Source organism: Microcoleus sp. B9-D4, assembly GCF_036705105.1.
GTDB lineage: Bacteria > Cyanobacteriota > Cyanobacteriia > Cyanobacteriales > Microcoleaceae > Microcoleus.
The window spans coordinates 1-17,001 of record NZ_JAUBTS010000097.1 but is presented as its reverse complement, the minus strand read 5'-3'; the positions used below and the strand labels follow the sequence as shown (position 1 = coordinate 17,001).

The 17,001-nt window shown below is 48.0% G+C and carries 11 protein-coding genes; 5 read left to right on the top strand and 6 right to left on the bottom strand.

The window, feature by feature from the left end; genetic code table 11:
- The coding region (locus QUB24_RS31245) for a Calx-beta domain-containing protein (protein ID WP_333157439.1) at positions 1–3,447 on the top strand (3,447 nt) is incomplete at its 5' end.
- 261 nt (positions 3,448–3,708) lie between these two features.
- On the opposite strand, the gene dprA is transcribed toward QUB24_RS31245, so the two are convergent.
- From dprA to QUB24_RS31230, 3 genes are all read right to left on the bottom strand, one after another.
- Positions 3,709–4,860 carry a DNA-processing protein DprA gene (gene dprA, locus QUB24_RS31240; protein WP_333157438.1) on the bottom strand — a complete coding sequence of 384 codons (1,152 nt, stop codon included), beginning with the start codon at positions 4,858–4,860 and terminating at the stop codon, positions 3,709–3,711.
- Between the two features lie 263 nt (positions 4,861–5,123).
- Positions 5,124–5,777, bottom strand: a complete 654-nt coding sequence (locus tag QUB24_RS31235) for a YdcF family protein (RefSeq protein WP_333157437.1) — start codon at positions 5,775–5,777, stop codon at positions 5,124–5,126.
- Positions 5,778–5,889: 112 nt separating this feature from the next.
- Positions 5,890–6,537, bottom strand: a complete 648-nt coding sequence (locus QUB24_RS31230) for a DUF2301 domain-containing membrane protein (protein WP_333157436.1) — start codon at positions 6,535–6,537, stop codon at positions 5,890–5,892.
- A 79-nt stretch (positions 6,538–6,616) separates the two neighbouring features.
- Here QUB24_RS31230 and QUB24_RS31225 point away from each other — a divergent pair, with 79 nt between their 5' ends.
- Positions 6,617–7,294 (top strand): calcium-binding protein, encoded by a 678-nt coding sequence (locus QUB24_RS31225; RefSeq protein ID WP_333157435.1) that lies wholly within the window; start codon positions 6,617–6,619, stop codon positions 7,292–7,294.
- A gap of 128 nt (positions 7,295–7,422) precedes the next feature.
- Here the strand turns inward: QUB24_RS31225 and QUB24_RS31220 are convergent, their stop codons facing one another.
- Entirely contained in the window at positions 7,423–8,178 is a 756-nt protein-coding gene (locus QUB24_RS31220; protein WP_333157434.1) for a DUF561 domain-containing protein, read from the bottom strand.
- An 81-nt stretch (positions 8,179–8,259) separates the two neighbouring features.
- Complete coding sequence (locus QUB24_RS31215; RefSeq protein WP_333157433.1) at positions 8,260–9,063, bottom strand: creatininase family protein; 804 nt, start codon at positions 9,061–9,063, stop codon at positions 8,260–8,262.
- A 328-nt stretch (positions 9,064–9,391) separates the two neighbouring features.
- Here QUB24_RS31215 and QUB24_RS31210 point away from each other — a divergent pair, with 328 nt between their 5' ends.
- Positions 9,392–14,341 carry a PAS domain-containing protein gene (locus QUB24_RS31210; RefSeq protein ID WP_333157432.1) on the top strand — a complete coding sequence of 1,650 codons (4,950 nt, stop codon included), beginning with the start codon at positions 9,392–9,394 and terminating at the stop codon, positions 14,339–14,341.
- A gap of 420 nt (positions 14,342–14,761) precedes the next feature.
- Here QUB24_RS31210 and QUB24_RS31205 read toward each other — a convergent pair whose 3' ends face one another.
- The gene (locus tag QUB24_RS31205; RefSeq protein ID WP_333157431.1) at positions 14,762–15,073 is read right to left on the bottom strand and encodes a WGxxGxxG family protein; all 312 of its coding nucleotides are present in this window, start codon (positions 15,071–15,073) and stop codon (positions 14,762–14,764) included.
- Between the two features lie 322 nt (positions 15,074–15,395).
- Here QUB24_RS31205 and QUB24_RS31200 point away from each other — a divergent pair, with 322 nt between their 5' ends.
- Positions 15,396–16,040, top strand: coding sequence for a hypothetical protein (locus tag QUB24_RS31200; RefSeq protein WP_333157430.1), 645 nt, complete (start codon positions 15,396–15,398; stop codon positions 16,038–16,040).
- Between the two features lie 23 nt (positions 16,041–16,063).
- Positions 16,064–16,810: a pentapeptide repeat-containing protein gene (locus QUB24_RS31195; RefSeq protein WP_333157429.1), complete on the top strand. Its 747-nt coding sequence runs from the start codon at positions 16,064–16,066 to the stop codon at positions 16,808–16,810.
- Positions 16,811–17,001 lie beyond the last annotated feature (191 nt).

Here is a 17,001-nt window from a genome sequence, read left to right as displayed (position 1 = left end):
ACTGGTACTCCAACTCCGACGCCGACAACTGGTACTCCAACTCCGACGCCGACAACTGGTACTCCAACTCCGACGCCGACAACTGGTACTCCAACTCCGACGCCGACAACTGGTACTCCAACTCCGACGCCGACAACTGGTACTCCAACTCCGACGCCCACGCCGATACTTGGAAGTCCTGGCATTGTTATTAGTCCGGCATCGGGATTAGTAACTACAGAAGCAGGTGGCACAGACCAATTCACCGTCAGACTCAACAGCCAACCGACTGCCGATGTGAGAATTGATGTGCGTAGCAGTGATGAGGCAGAGGGAGTAATTTCGACGGAATCAATTACCTTCAATTCTGCTAATTGGAATCAGTGGCAGCCGATTACGATAACGGGTGTGGATGATCGAGTATTGGACGGCGATAAGACTTATCAGATTGTGAGTGCCCCTGCTGTCAGTGCGGATAGTAACTACAACGGCCTCAATGCACCGGATGCCACTGTGGTTAACAGGGATAGCAATGGGGTTGTTCCCACGGTAAATTTTTCCCCAGCTACTTACCAAGTTAATGAAAGTCCCACAGGAACCGTTCAGAAACAAATTACCCTAACTCGCACTGGGGATCTAAACAACTTTTCCACGGTGTACCTAGAACCTCCTACTGGTTCAGCGACTTGGGGACCTGATTGGAATACCCCCAATTTCTCTCCTCAACTCACCTTTAACCCAGGCGAAAATACCAAAACTTTCACAATTGACATTTTTCCCGATGGTCAATTTGAGGGAACAGAAGAAATTGCGTTTCGGATCGCCAATGGGGGGGTTAATGTCAATATCGGCACCCAAAACACTGCCACTTTGCAAATTTTCGATGCTGAGGGGCCTCCTACAATTAATTTTTCCCAAGCTACTTACCAAGTCAATGAAAGTCGCACAGGAATTGTTCAGAAACAAATTACCCTCACTCGCACTGGGAATCTAAGCAACTTTTCCAGGGTGGATCTACCATTTCCTACTGGTTCAGCGACTTACGGAACTGATTGGAACGTTCCGCCCTTCTCTCCTGAACTCATATTTAACCCAGGCGAAAATACCAAAACTTTCACAATTGGCATCTTACCGGATGGTCAAGTTGAGGGAACCGAAGAAATTGCGTTTCGGATCACCAATCGGGATAATTCCATTATTGGCACCCAAAACACTGCTACCTTGCAAATTTTGGATGCTGAGGGGCCTCCTACAATTAATTTTTCCGAAGCTACTTACAAAGTCAATGAAAGTCGCACAGGAATCGTTCAGAAACAAATTACCCTCACTCGCACAGGGGGGAATATAGACAGCTTTTCCAGGGTGTACCTAGAACCTCCTACTGGTTCAGCGACTTTCGGAACAGATTGGAATACCCCCAATTTCTTTCCTGAAATCACATTTAACCCAGGGGAAAAGACGAAAACTTTCACAATTGACATCTTACCGGATGCTCAAGTTGAGGGACCAGAAGAAATTGCGTTTCGGATCACCAATCGGGATAATTCCATTATTGGCACCCAAAACACTGCCAGTCTGAAAATTATCGATGCTGAATCTATACTCAACAACAATTCGCCGAAGTTGAATAATCCCATCAGCAATCAACGTGATGCCAATCCCCGCAGCGACTTCAGTTTCAGTTTGACTCTTGCTCCAAATACGTTTATTGATCCCGATCCAGGTGACAGCCTCACTTACTCGTACTCCATCAATCTAAATCCGAACTTCCTCCCCCTCTGGCTGACCCTCGACCCCAATACAGGCACCATCATTCCACCCGATTGGCTTAAGTTCGACCCGAATACGCTGACCTTTAGCGTGAATTTCGATGCGGCCAATGTCCCCCCATCATTCTCGTTGCCAATTACGGTGACAGCAACGGACAATGCCGGTGCCACTGCCATCGACAATTTCAACCTGATCCGCGATAGCATTCGTGGCCTCGTAATTGACGGTTATATCTCCGGTGCTACTCTCTTCCTAGACGCCAACAAAAACAGCATCCTCGACACCAACGAACCATCCACCACAACTAACAGCAGCGGTGAATTCAATCTCAACATCCCCTTCGAGACCTTCGACACCAACAAAAACGGAGAAATCGACCCATCAGAAGGCAATTTAGTAGCCATAGGAGGCATTGACACCGCCACCGGCTTACCCCTAGAAACACCAGTCACCGCACCACCAGATGCGAGTGTAGTCACCCTCCTAACCACCTTAATCGCCGACTTAATCGACAAAGGAATTGAACCAGAAGAAGCACAATCTTTAGTCAAAGCCGCCCTTTCTCTCCCCGCTGAAGTTGACTTAACTAGCTTAGATCCAATCTTAGCTACCAATAACAATCAACCGGGCGGAGTCCAAGTCTTAGCCGCAATGGTGAAAGTCCAAAACTTCATCACCCAAACTAGCGCTTTGATTGACGGTGCATCCAGTGCAGTCAATACCGATATTGTCAAAGCTGTTGTCAGTTCAATTACGGCTCAAATTCAATCCGGTACAGTCTTAAACCTCAGCAATGCCGCAGCTTTAGAACCAATCATTCAGCAAACTGCCGCGAAAATCCAGCAAATAGACCCCAGTTTCAACTCTCAACAAATCAGCCAAATTACCTCGCAAGCAGCGACAGTAATGGCAACAGCCAATCAGCGCATTGATGCGGCTGTCTCCAACCCAACAGGAACATCAATTCCTGAATCACTTGCCCGCCTCCAACAAGTAGCTTTGGGCCCAACTACTCAAGACTTCAAAGCAGTTGGTGCGGGAAATAAACCTATTTCCCAGGTAGTTGCTGACAATACTGGTACTGCTTTAGATAGCAGACTTGAAGCTGTAGTATTGCCGGCTGGGATTGCAACTCCTGTTGTCAGCGGCGATGCTGATTTGGGCAGCAATTCCCCGGATGCAATTCTCGGTACAAATGGCGACGATATCCTGACTGGCGACAGCGCAAATAATGTGTTGATGGGCATGAGGGGCAATGATTCCCTCGATGGCGGCATTGGAAATGACTCGGTTTTCGGTGGCAAAGGTAGCGATACAATCCTGGGAAGTAGCGGTGATGATGTCTTATTTGGCAACCGTGGTGCTGACATTTTGAATGGCGATGATGGTAATGATATTCTTTACGGAGGTAAGGGCGATGATTTACTCAATGGCGGTTTGGGAATTGATACTTTGGTAGGAGGAATGGGAGTAGATAAGTTCCTACTCTATACCAATTCCGGTACTGATACGATTACCGATTTTGAAGTCGGTAAAGATTTGTTAGTATTGGGTAATGGGTTGAGTTTCTCGCAATTGGCAATTAGTCAAGATAGCGGTGCAACATTAATCAGGTTTGCACAAACCGGGGAGATTTTAGCTTCTCTCAATGGTGTTTCTGGTAGCAGTATCAGTGCCGTTAATTTCGGGTTGCTTTAAAGGTTCGTAATGAGGACTTTAGTCCTTATTATTCTTCAGTCTCTTAGAGACGGACTTCGTTTGTATATATGCGGTTTCAACCGCTGACTATCAAGGCCTAGATCCCCCCTAACCCCCCTTAAAAAGGGGGGGACAAGAATCTTCTCAAAGTCCCCCTTCTTAAGGGGGATTTAGGGGGATCTGGCCTCGGCGGTAAACGAGAGATAAAGAGGGTTTTAGACTTAAGTTGACACCAATAGCCTAAACCCTATTACTTACACATCAGCATCGCTGATATCGCATTCCTGGTAACTGCGAAACTAATCCCAACAATTCCAGTTGCAAAAGTATACTAGAAACTGTTCCGGCTTCTAATCCCGCTGCTTCCACAATTACATCAAAAGAAATCGGCCCAGATACGATCGCACTTAACACCTTAGCCAATTCCGGCTCCAACGGCGGCCCTTGCTTCTCAACCGTCGGATTTGGAGGAAATAGCGACAACTGCTCGGCTCTATCCAATTTTGGCATAGCTCCGAGCATTTCCAACAACCTGTCTTCGCTTAAGAGTCGATCGCGACCAGGCAGAATCGGATGAGCACCTTTACTCAGCAACTCCAAACACCCAAACGAACGCTCATCATCCAATCTTGCCGTCAAAACATACACATCCCGGCAAAAATCATTCGCTTGATAAGCAGTAATTAAAGCACCCGATTTGTGCGGAGCTTCTATCACGATTGTAGCGCGACTTAAGCCAGCAATTATGCGATTTCGGCGCGGAAAATTAGTTTTATTCGGTTGAGTACCCGCCGGATATTCACTAATTACCAATCCCTGCTGCAAGATGCGATCGCACAACCTCTCATTTTGTTTAGGATATACAATATCTACTCCCGTCCCCACCACTGCAAAAGTCCTTCCTCCCGCCTCCAAACAGCCTGTATGAGCCTCTGTATCAATACCAGCCGCCAATCCCGAAACCACAGTAAAATCACTTTTAGCCAAAGCCGTACTAATTTTGCGAGTCCACCTTCTGCCGTATTCCGTAGGGCTGCGAGTACCAACCATTGCCACTGTCGGCGTAATTCCTTGATTCTCTTTGCGATCGACATTACCACGATAATACAACACGGGTGGCGGATTGGGAATTTCCAATAATAAGCGGGGATAATCTGGATCAGCGGGCGTCCAAAAACTGGGATTTTTTATAAGATGTTTTTCGAGAAATTCTTCAGGATTAAGTTTAGTTCGTTCTTGGGAAATTGTTTCAATTATCTGCTTACCAAAGCCTTCTACTCGCATGAAATCTACTGGTTTTGCCGTCCAAGCTTCTGCCAAACTATTGAAATTTTGGTGCAATCTTTGCAACAAAATCGGCCCGATACCGTTAATTTGCGACCATGCTAACCAGTAAGCGCGTTCTTCTAGCAACGAGTTACCCTCAAATTATCTGAGAATAATTTTATCATTTTTGGTTGAATATAGTAGGGAAACGGCACTGCCGTGTTTTGTATTCCTTGGGTAGGGAAATGGCACTGCCGTGTCCTGTATTTTCACAGATGCCAGGGTAGGGAAACGGCACTGCCGTGTTCTGTATTTCCACGGATTTAAAACTGTTATATAAATGTTTTTTTACAAACTGCGAAGGCGCGAAGAACGCGAAGGGAATTAAGAGAAAAATTGACAATTACTGGCTAGGTTTTCCAATCTACGAAACGGGCGTAAATATAAGCAATAATTTCTCCGATCACAGTCCGAAAACCTTCGCTCGATTTCCACCATTCTTGTGAGTTATAATCTTGCGGTTCCGCCGCTATAATCCCGACTTTAATGTCAGGATTCAGCACTTCTTTGAAAACAATCCAACTTCTGCGGGCGTGAGGGCCAAAGGAATAAAGATTAATTGAGTTAACTTTTAAACCTGAAGTAGAAAACCAATCTCGAAGGGCGATCGCAGAAGCAGCAGTGCGGTGTTTGACAACACTCGCTGCTGGTACTGCTACTACTTTGTTTTTATCAAATCCTAGCGCAATACAAGTCGCTGCAGTCAGTGCGGCATAATTTTTATATTCAGCAAGATAGTAGCCTTTACTTAAAGGAACTCCTGTGGTAATTAATTGGCGGTATTCGCCTTTTTTGAATTCGGCGATCGCACTTTCGATCGCATAATCCGGCAACCAGCCTTCGACAACCAATATATCTGCTTTAATCGGCGCATTGACCGCCAAGAATGGATGGATACTTGTAATAATTAAGAGCATTAAAATTATCAATCCCGTGCTTGCAATTACCCAACCTTCCCTGGTAATTACCCACATTTCTCGACGACGGATTAGACGAATTCTCATTTTAACTCGATCTAGATATTTTCGGGTATGGAGGCAGATTCGGCGAGACTGGGGAAGAGGGAAATACTGGGAAAGTGAATAATTTCCCAATGCCCAATGACCCATTCCCAAATTATTGGTGTTTCAGATACTCAAAAACGCTTTTATCCCCGATATCCTGCGGCATTGGTTGAAAAAACTTGCGTACAGCAAAGATGATAAACAAAGCCGCCCAAACAGCCAGCAAAAATTGTTCATTTTCGGCTGACAAAAATCCGAAAATATGTCCTAAAATTAACAGAGGAACTCCCGGAGTCAAAAACTTAGTTTCGAGGCGATTAAAGCAGAATGCTTCCTTAAAATAAATGCCATTTAAGGCTGCAAAAGTAAAGCCAATTCCCCACAACGTGGCGGGATGTTCGTACACTGCTAAAGCTAGAGGTTGGCTGCTTTGTAGGGCGACAAACAATGCTGCCGCGCCGCCGATCGCCCAAAATGCCTGTAGTGTTCGATGCAGCGCAATCATGTAAATGTGAATAGTTGCCAAGCTGACGCCTAAAGCTATCCAGAAACAAGCAAAAACAGGCGTTACAGCTTGGATTGCCATCGGGTTGTCGCCCTGTTGTAGCACCAGAGTAGTGCCGATCGCAAAACACAGCGCCGCCACCCCCAATCCGGCGCGGTAAATCACCACTCCCGTGCGATCGTTTTGAGTAATCGTAAATTCGCCGAATTGTCCTTGATAGACTGGCGATTCATCAGGTGATTTCAGTAGTTGCATTACAGCTTCCTCCTATCAGACACAATGTACTTCTGCCAAGATATACTTTATTGATAAACCGATCCAGCGAGACCGAGCGATGCCTAAATTTAACAAGCCTAAACTTAACCAGCCTAAAGTTAACAAGTCTAAAGTTAACAAGTCTAAAGTGGACGATCGCCCAGATCAAAGCCAATCCCTTCCTTCACAATCCGAACTTCCTCCTGTTCAGCTTGATGAAACCATTGTAGCAGGCAGAAGACCGAAACCGGTAAACGACTTTCAGCGCCTGCTGGAGGAATTATCCGAATTGAGATCGGGGTTCGATCCAGAAATGTTAGCGCATCTCGATGAAAATCTCCCATTTAATACCAAGCAATTTGAAACTAAAATCAGTAAGATTTTGGGGTCAAAAAATATTGATTTCAGCATAAAAAATTCAGTCAAATATCTAGACTACATCAAGCAAAATATTCAACTACCCTGCCACGTTACCGGCATAGAAGAGTTTGAATGGGAAGAAGAATATACAATGGGTTCGGGCAGCAAAAAAGAATATGCACGGCTCAAAAAAACTCAACCTTCTTATACTGATAGATTCACAATTAATCAGTTGGATGATTTGGTGATTCAGGAAGAAGGCATATTTGTGGAAGTGCAGCGCCTCAGCGATCGCCAAAAGTTTATGTTGCCTTTATCAGAGTTAGAATCAGTTGATGTAACCTCCCGAAACAATCAGTTATTAGATGATTATGCCATGTGGTTTATCAATTATTAAGGAAGAGTGGAAAAGTGAAAGAGTGGGGGAGGGGAAGAGGGGAAGAGTGGGAGAAGGGGAAGAGTGAGGGATGGGAAAAATCTTCCTTATTCCTTCTTCCTTCTTCCTTCTTCCTTCTTCCTTCTTAATTAAATGGAAGCCGGCAAGTGAGATCGCGAAACCAAAGCCAAAGCTTCAACTAAACTGCGAACAGCCGCAATCATCGCGACTTCGCTATTAAGTTGGCTAACAGCAGAACCGACACCAACACCCGCAGCACCGGCTCCAATAGCGAGGGGTGCGGTGACGCTGGAGATACCGGAAGCGCAGAGTACAGGGACGGATACGGCGCGGGAAATTTCAAAGGCGGAGGCCAAAGTAGGCGCTGCTTTTTCAATTAATCCCAAGGTGCCGGCGTGAATTGGTTGAGCGCTGGTGCCACCTTCGGTTTGGATGATGTTAGCCCCTGCTTTGACTAATTCAATTGCTAATTGCACTTGTTTGTCGAGTGTCAAAATGTGGGGAACTGTCACAGAAAGAGTGATGTTTGGAAATAGCGATCGAGTTTCGCGAGTCAACTGCAAAACTTCCTCAGCTTCAAAGCGGCGGCCTTCTGCGTAGAAAGCATCAAAGTTACCAATTTCAATCAAATCAGCGCCAGCTTCTACCGCAGCCACAAACTTTTCCGGTTCCACCGCCGATACACAAATTGGCAAATTTGTCAACTGTTTGGCCATCAATACCAAATCTCGATCGGCAGCAATATCAACAAAGGAAGCACCGCCGAGATCCGCTGCTTTGACGACAGCCGCAACGTTGGCGGCATCAAAATTATTTAAACCGCTGATAATTTTCAGGGCGCGACCTTGCTCAAAAGCGCGCTGCAATTTAGAATTTACACTCATCGTTAGTTTTCCAACTCAAAAAATTTCTTAGACTCATTTTGACACAAATTAGAAGAATTTTTGATTTTTAATTCTTAATTCTTAATTACTTCCCGGCTGTCTAAATTTGTACACATCTTTGATAACTTGTGTCCAGCCGTCAGAGAGAGATTCGAGAATACGAGAGCCCTTTTCTTTCGTCGCCGCCGTCGCATCGCCCAACACACCACTTTCAGTCAAATCTCGCGTCAGCCAAGCAAAAGGCAAATTCCCTTCCATACTCAGCAAACTGTCTGTTGGTAAACCCTGCGGGTACTCGCAAACAGCCAGTTCCATTTTCACCTGTTCCGGCAAAATTGACAACATCAAACTCGTTTCTGCATCACCAGCGTGAATCCCCAACTCCAACTCCTTCGCAGTTAATAATTCAGCAGCAACATTAGGAACGCCCCAAACAAACAGCGGAAAAACAGAAAAATCCTGATATTTTTGATGAATATCCCGCGCCGCAATTTCCATCACCTGCGGCTGTCCGCCGTGACCATTCATTAACACTAATTTCCGAAATCCAGCCTGATAAATACTGTCTGCAATTTCGCCGATTACTGCTAAAAGTGTCTGAGCACTGAGCATAATTGTACCGGGAAAATGGCAGTGTTCGTTCGACTTGCCATAGTACAAAGGTGGCAAAGCATAGGCGGGAATATTTGCCTCTAACTTTGCCAGGGCTTTGCCTGTAACTGCCGCGCTAATTGCCGCATCTACAATTAAAGGCAAATGAGGGCCGTGCTGTTCGATCGCACCTAACGGCTGAATGATAACTATATTTTCCTTATCCGGCATAGACTCAATTTCTGTCCAAGTCAGATATGGAAAAAAGCGCGATTCTGGAATAAAATTGTGCATAAGGTGGCGGCAAGAGCATAGGCAACCAAGGCAGTCAACTAGAGCGTGTTTTCTTGCCTATTCTGTTGCCTATTCTGTAGGTTGGGTTAAGCGTAGCGCCACCCAACAAATCTACGAAAAATGTTGGGTTTCGTTCCACGGGCCCAACCTACAATTTAAGGCAATTCTGGGGAGAGAAAACACGCCCTAGCCGGGAAACTAAAAAGTAATTTCCCAGATAGATCGCATATTCTGTATGTGGGTAGAGCCTATAATATAGCAGATGCTTTAACAGCGTGGTGATAGACGCTCGCCAGCTCAGACCGAAAGACCTAGAGACGACTAATTGATGGAAGCTTGGCAAACCCCACAAACTAATTTAACCGACATTCCGATCGCCGAGGAACTGTCGCGCCGCATCCCTCGATCGCACGATCAAAAAGCAGAAAACCGAGCGCTGCAAACGCTGGCTCGACAATTGGCAACCTCACCCCACACGCTGCTCAAAACACTGGTGGCGATCGCTCAAGATTTGTGCGCCGCAGGAAGCGTCGGAGTCTGCTTGCTAGAAGAAAATGCCACTTCCGAACAAATCTTTCGCTGGGAAGCCTTGGCGGGAGCGTGGGAAGCAGCAGAACATAGAAACACACCCCGCAAATTGCCTTGGCCGGGAGCAGGTATCGATCGCCAAACTCCCCAGCTTTACTTCGCTCCCGAACAATACTTCACCGACTTGCAGCAGCTAGAATTGCCGATCGCCGAAGCGTTAGTCGTGCCACTGCAAGCAGAAAATCAATCGCTGGGGGCAATATGGATTGTATCTCACGATTCCGATCGCCAGTTCGATGCCGAAGACTTGCGGATTGCGATCTGCCTAGCAGACTTTGCCGTTGCCGCCGTACAAATCGATCGCGCCAATCAAACCAAAGAAGCTTTGCGAGAAAGCGCAGAACGCTGGCAGCTAGCCTGTGCCGGCAACAACGACGGCATTTGGGATTACAACCTGCAAACCAATAGCCAGATTCTGAGCGATCGCTGTTTAGAGATTTTGGAACGTGGGCCCGAAGAAGTCAAGGAGTTCAGCCAATTTTTGAGCTACATTCATCCCGATGATGTGGAGAGAATGCAAAGCAATTGGCAGCAACACTTGGATCGAGAAACCTCACATTACTGCGGAGAGTACCGCGTTCGCTGTCCTGACGGGCGCTACAAATGGATTTTAGCCAGAGGGCGAGCAATTTGGGACGAGTCAGGCAATCCCCTGCGGGCAGTAGGTTCCCTGACAGATATCACGGATCGCAAACAAACTGAAATTGCCTTAAAACAAAGCGAAGAACGTTTGAGCGTCGCCATCGAAGGCTCAGGCATGGCAACCTGGGATTTTGACGTGCGAACACATCGAGTAATTTGGTCGGCGACCCATTTCAGCATTTTGGGCTGCGAACAGACACCGGGCGGCGAAGCAAGCGCGGCTGTGTGGGAAAAGTGCGTGCATCCAGACGACTTAAAGCAAGTCATGCAAGCAGCCAAAACAGCTCGCCAAACGAGATCGCTCTACTCCCCCGAATACCGGATCATCCGGGCCGATAACGGAGAAATCCGCTGGTTGAGCGCGTTCGGGCGCTATCTCTACGACGCTGCAGGCGAAGCAGTGCGGTTTATCGGAGTATTATTTGATGCTACCGATCGCAAAATGGCCGAACTCGCTTTGGAAGAAAGCAACAACCGCTTTCAGTTAGCTACAAGAGCGATCGACGGCATGGTGTTTGAGTGGGATTTGGTAGCAAACTCAGTTTACCGTTCCGAGGGACTGTGCTCGATCGTCGGTGTCTACCCAGAGGATGCACCGGCAACACCAGAGTGGTGGAGAGAACGCATCCATCCCGTCGATTTGGCACGCATCCAAGCCGGGGGGAAATCAATCTTGAATATTCCCGATCGCTATGAAATCGAGTACCGAGTTCAGCACCAAGACGGGCGCTGGATCGATGTTTGGGAACGCGGCTGTTTGATCCGCAACCAGCAAGGTGAAGTGACCAAAGTTGTCGGCTTCACAACCGACATTACCAAGCGCAAACAAACAGAAGCAGCACTGCGCGATCGCGAAACCCACCTGCAATTGATTCTCGACAGCGCCAAAGACTACGCCATCTTCACCATCGACACCGACGGACAGGTTACCAGTTGGAACGCAGGCGCCCAGAGATTGCTGGGCTATACCGAAGCTGAAATCGTCGGGCAAGACGGACGCATCATCTTCACCCCAGAAGACTCGGCTGCTAGAAAGCCGGAAGCAGAAAGGCACATAGCCCTGACTCAGGAAAAGGCAGAAAACGAGCGCTGGCACCTCCGCAAAGACGGCAGCCGCTTTTGGGGCAGCGGGCTGGTGATGCCCCTGCGCGACGCAGCAGGCGAGGTGCAAGGTTTCCTGAAAATTATGCAGGACAAAACCGAGCGCCGGCAAATAGAAGAAGCACTGCGGCACAGCGAAAATCTCTACCGCACCCTCGCCGATGGCGTCCCGGAATTAATGTGGATCAACACCGCCGACGGCAGGTTAGAGTTTTGCAACCAACACTGGAAAAACTACACGGGCATGATGCCAGAATTGCCGCTGCCTGCGCCGGTGCTGCAATTATTTCATCCTGATGATCTGCCAGCAGTTGTCGGCACGCGCACTCCTGCGATTGCAGCAGGGGAAGCCTACGAATTCGAGTGTCGGGTACGCAGGTTTGATGGTAATTATCGCTGGCATCTAGCGCGACTTGTGCCCGTCAAAGACAGGAAGGGAAAGGTGGTGCAATGGGCCGGAATCGGCATTGATATTGACGATCGCAAACGAGCCGAAGAAAGTTTAGCAGAAAGCGATCGCCGCTTCCGCTTCTTGGCTGAGTCGCTGCCCCACCTGATTTGGAACGTAAGTTCCGCCGGGGAAATTCGCTTTACCAATCAACAAAAATGGTCGGAATATCTGGGGATGTCTTACGAGGAAGCCTCTCAAAACAATTGGGAATCCCTCGTCCCGCCCTCGGATTTGGCAGAATCTTGGACCCGCTGGCAAGAATGTCAAATCACCGGAGAAGTTTATCAAATTGAGCTGCGCCTGCGGCGGGCAGTAGACCAGATGGAACGCTGGCATTTGTCCCGCGCCGTGCCAATTCGCGACGCAGGAGGCCAGGTTGTCGAGTGGATCGGCACGAATACTGATATTCACGATCGCAAACAAGCCCAACTCAACGAGCAGTTTCTCTCTGATCTCGAAGTCCGCTTGCGGCAGCGCATCAACCCCGCAGAAATGTTGTGGGAAGCGATGAACAGTCTGGGAGAATATTTAAAAGTCGATCGCTGCATCTGGCACGAAATCGATTTAGAAGCCGATCGGGCAATTGTCCAGCAAGACTGGCACCAGTCCGACCTCGCCAGCACCGTCGGCACCTATCAACTCTCAGACTTTAAGACGCCAGAACTGAAAGCTCTGTCTATGGCAGGTCAAACCCTTGTCATCTCAGATATCGCTAATCACCCCCATACAGCGCATTTATTCGATAACTACGGTGCCGTGTCGATTCGTGCTTTGGTCGATGTTCCCTGCCTTCAGGAAGGGCGCTGGGTGGCTCTTTTGCTGGTGACATCAAGGGTGGTTCGGCACTGGCGGCCTGATGAAGTTTGGCTGATGCAAGAAGTGGTGGCTCGCCTCTGGACGGTGATCCTGCACGCGCGAGCTCTGCATAAGCTGCACGAAAGCGAGGATCGGTTCCGCGCTCTAGCTGACAACATCGCTCAGTTGGCCTGGATGACAGATGCTGCTGGGGGGATTTTCTGGTATAACCAGCGCTGGTTTGACTACACCGGCACCACCCTAGAAGAAATGCGAGGCTGGGGCTGGCAAAAGGTGCACCATCCGGAACACCTCGATCGCGTTGTCGAAAAATTTAGGCGCTGCATTGAAACAGGGGAACTCTGGGAAGATACTTTCCCCTTGCGCGGCAAAGACGGATCGTACCGCTGGTTTCTCTCCCGCGCCGTGCCGATTCGCGACGATCAAGGCAAGGTACTGCGCTGGTGTGGCACCAACACTGATATTACCGATCAAAAAGTTGCAGAAGCGGAACGGGAACGCCTTCTAGCACGGGAAAAGGCAGCGCGGGAAGAGGCAGAACGCGCTAACCGCGTCAAAGACGAATTTTTGGCTGTTTTGTCCCACGAATTGCGGACTCCCTTAAACCCGATTATGGGCTGGGCGAAGCTGCTTCAATCGAACATTTTGACACCCCAAAAGCAGCGTTACGCCTTAGAGACGATCGAGCGCAACGCCAAACTGCAAACCCAGCTTATCGAAGATTTGCTGGACGTGTCGGGGATTCTGCAAGGCAAGGTCAGCTTGAATATTGCACCTGTGGATTTAGCCGGGGTAATCAGCGCCGCCATTGAAACGATGCGTCTGGCGGCCCAAGTCAAGTCGATTCAAATCAGCACTCTATTTGCACCGAATCTCGGCCCGGTGTTGGGCGATGCGGGCAGACTTCAGCAGGTAGTCTGGAATTTGCTGTCAAATGCCGTCAAGTTCACCCCGCCGTCCGGCAAAATTGAAGTCGTTCTCGATCGGGTGGACAATAAGGCCCAAATTACTGTAACTGATACGGGAAAAGGTATCGAACCTGATTTTCTGCCCTATGTATTCGACTACTTCCGGCAAGCTGACAGCACTTCTACCCGCAAGTTTGGCGGATTGGGTTTAGGATTGGCGATCGTCCGCCATCTCGTCGAACTCCACGGCGGCACGGTGAAATCCGACAGTGCCGGCGAAGGAAAAGGTGCAACCTTGACTGTCAGGATACCTCTGATGCCCGTGCAATCTCAGACGAGTCCTGCGGGAACTGCGTCGCCGGCCCAATCCTTCAATTTGAGCGGTATCAAGGTGTTAGCGGTGGATGATGATGCCGATGCGCTAGATTTGGTGGTTTTTCTGCTTGAGGATTGTGGGGCAAGCGTTACAGCCGTTGCTAACGCCGCCGATGCCTTGGCGGTTTTAACTCAGTCTGTGCCGGATTTGCTATTGAGCGATATTGGAATGCCCGACACCAACGGTTATATGTTGATGCGACAGGTTCGGGATCTGGCGCCCGACCAAGGGGGACTGGTTCCGGCGATCGCCCTCACCGCTTATGCGGGAGAAATTGACTATCAGCAGGCCCTGGCTGCGGGGTTCCAGCGCCACATTTGTAAGCCTTTAGACCCAGATAAGTTGGTGCAGGCAATTTGGGAGGTACTCGATCGATCGGGCCCAAACATTGTTTAAGGTCTTTTTGTGTCTGAAAAGTCTTTATTTAATGAACCGCGAAGACGCAAAGAACGCGTTCGGCGAAGCCGTTCCCAAAGGGTAGGAAGAAGGGAAGAAGATAGGAATAAGTTAATAATCTCTATTTCGGTTACATCTGAGATATTGTACCCTTTTCAATCAGCGTTTTATTGACGGGCTAGGAGCAATGGCGCACAATAAAATTCACTTTTTGTGGAACAGGCATCTTGCCTGTTCATAAAAAACTTATTGACAATGGTACAATATCTCAGATGTAACCAATTTAATCGTCGATAGATCGCGCATCATCTCCAATAAAAAAACCCCACAGATGGAGGTTTTTTGATGATTATTGGTACTGATCGGACAGGTTAAAACATCCTGTCCCTGCATGATGCCCACAGCCCTAAGACTCAATTCTTAGCGGTAGTCAGTACGCACGGCGGGCTCGCGTTCACTCGTTGTACTTGTATAGCGGACATTTTCTTCACGTTTGCGGGGAATCAAGCCCAACAAACCAGACAAGCCTAGCAATCCCAACCATCCCCAATCAAAATCGCGATCTGTTTCAGCATTGTAGACATCGGAGCGAGGAGTGGTGGTGGTTGTAGTGTTGTTAGTACCGCCAGTTGTATCTGTCTGAGCTGAAGCAGGCAGATGAGCTGGTGCTATGGCTAAACCAGCAGCTATAATACCTGCACCGATTGCTTTGGATAAATCAGAACGTTTCATAATTCAAATGCTCTCTGTTGGCTAAAATCTTTAACTATCACAACTATATCGATTGGCTTTTAAAGTTAAATCCACCTGTAGCAGTAAACATTGCTAAGTTCCACGTATAACTACAGATTGATATCAAATTTTTAGCAGGCGCACAAAATTAAAGATTGCTCGCAGAGGTACTCCGCCACTAGACATCGCGGGTCTGGCACCTCACCCGGTTGTGAGGCAGTGCGGCAGTCCCGACAATAGACAAGGTGTTGTTCACAAAAAAAGGTAAACTCAGATATTGCACAGATAAGTGTTGGAAATCGATCGACGGAGATAGAAACTTTTGGGAATAGAGTTACGCAGCTACGTATTTCTAGACAACTTGCAGCCACAGCACGCAGCATACATCGGCACAGTCGCCGCCGGATTTTTGCCGCTGCCGGGGGATGCGTCGCTGTGGATAGAAATCTCGCCCGGTATTGAAATTAACCGAATTACCGATGTCGCCCTCAAATCTGCCTCCGTGCGCCCAGGAGTGCAGATAGTCGAACGCTTGTACGGTCTGCTAGAAGTACACTCGAGTCAGCAGGGGGAAACGCGGGCGGCAGGCAAAGCAATTCTAGAATTCATCGGAGTCCGCAGAGAAGAATGTATCAAACCGCGAGTGATTTCCAGTCAAATTATTCGCAATATTGACGCCCACCAAACACAATTAATCAACCGCACCCGCCGCGGACAGTTGCTGCTGGCGGGACAAACGCTTTACGTCTTAGAAGTAGAACCGGCGGCCTATGCAGCGCTGGCGGCTAATGAAGCAGAAAAAGGCGCATCTATTAACATCTTAGAGGTTCAGGCTGTAGGCAGTTTCGGACGGCTTTACCTCGGTGGCGCAGAACGAGATATTATAGCAGGTTCCCAGGCAGCAATTGCGGCGGTGGAAAATGTGACGGGTCGAGAAAATCCAGCAATTTTTGGTCGCAAGGAATAGCCGTTAAAGGAGATGTAATTATTATGGCAAATACACAGCATTTAGCGCTGTTAAAAAAAGGTGCAGTTACTTGGATTGAATGGAGAAGTCTCAACCCAAATATAGAACCGGATCTCAGCGAAGCTAACCTCGCCGAAGCAAATCTCAGAGGCGCGCATCTTTGGCGCTCGAACCTTTTTAAAACAAATTTGTTTAAGGCTAAATTAATTGCGGCAAACCTGGCAGAATCTAATTTTAGTTTAGCAAATCTTGCCGGAGCGCAACTGCTGGAAACTAATTTAATTAAAGCTAATTTAACTGGAACCAACCTCCAAGCAGCAGACATCAGGGGAGCTGATTTGAGCAGTGCTAATTTAATTGGGGCTGACCTCACCGCTGCCAATCTCCAACAAACTGATTTCGCAGATGCAAATTTAATCGGTGCGGTGATGTTTCGAGCTAATGCGATGGGCGCGAACCTGAACTGTGCTAATCTCAGTCAAGCTAATCTGACTCAAGTCGAGTTGATTGAAGCACATTGCTATGGAGCTAATTTCTCTAAAGCTAACCTCGGGGAAGCTCACTTCACTGGAGCATATCTTTTCCGGGCAAATCTCTGTTTTGCACAGTTGAGCGCTGCAGATTTCCGGTGGGCAAACCTTGGCAAAGCTGATTTGAGAGGGGCTAATTTGACTGGGGCAAATCTCCGGGGAGCGAACTTGGCGGGAGCGAATTTGGGCGAAGCTATTTTGAAAGAAACAATCATGCCTGACGGCAGCATTGTTCGATAAATATTGGATAATATTTATTCCTGTGAAATAACCGCGATAGTTAAAAGAAAGCCAGTGGCGCGTTTACCGAAAGGATTGCCAAAACATGAGCTTCTGGGGCGGGTTGAGGTTTTCTCTAAGGATCGCGAATTAAATAACTTACAATTTTAATTGTTATTGTGGGATGGGCGTCCCGCCCGTCCTTTTTGGAC

Bases quoted from the DNA above. Each gene is read 5' to 3' on its own strand.
- QUB24_RS31235 (WP_333157437.1), bottom strand. From the start codon at position 5,777: ATGAGAATTCGTCTAATCCGTCGTCGAGAAATGTGGGTAATTACCAGG.
- QUB24_RS31230 (WP_333157436.1), bottom strand. From the start codon at position 6,537: ATGCAACTACTGAAATCACCTGATGAATCGCCAGTCTATCAAGGACAA.
- QUB24_RS31225 (WP_333157435.1), top strand. From the start codon at position 6,617: ATGCCTAAATTTAACAAGCCTAAACTTAACCAGCCTAAAGTTAACAAG.
- QUB24_RS31220 (WP_333157434.1), bottom strand. From the start codon at position 8,178: ATGAGTGTAAATTCTAAATTGCAGCGCGCTTTTGAGCAAGGTCGCGCC.
- QUB24_RS31215 (WP_333157433.1), bottom strand. From the start codon at position 9,063: ATGCACAATTTTATTCCAGAATCGCGCTTTTTTCCATATCTGACTTGG.
- QUB24_RS31210 (WP_333157432.1), top strand. From the start codon at position 9,392: ATGGAAGCTTGGCAAACCCCACAAACTAATTTAACCGACATTCCGATC.
- QUB24_RS31205 (WP_333157431.1), bottom strand. From the start codon at position 15,073: ATGAAACGTTCTGATTTATCCAAAGCAATCGGTGCAGGTATTATAGCT.
- QUB24_RS31195 (WP_333157429.1), top strand. From the start codon at position 16,064: ATGGCAAATACACAGCATTTAGCGCTGTTAAAAAAAGGTGCAGTTACT.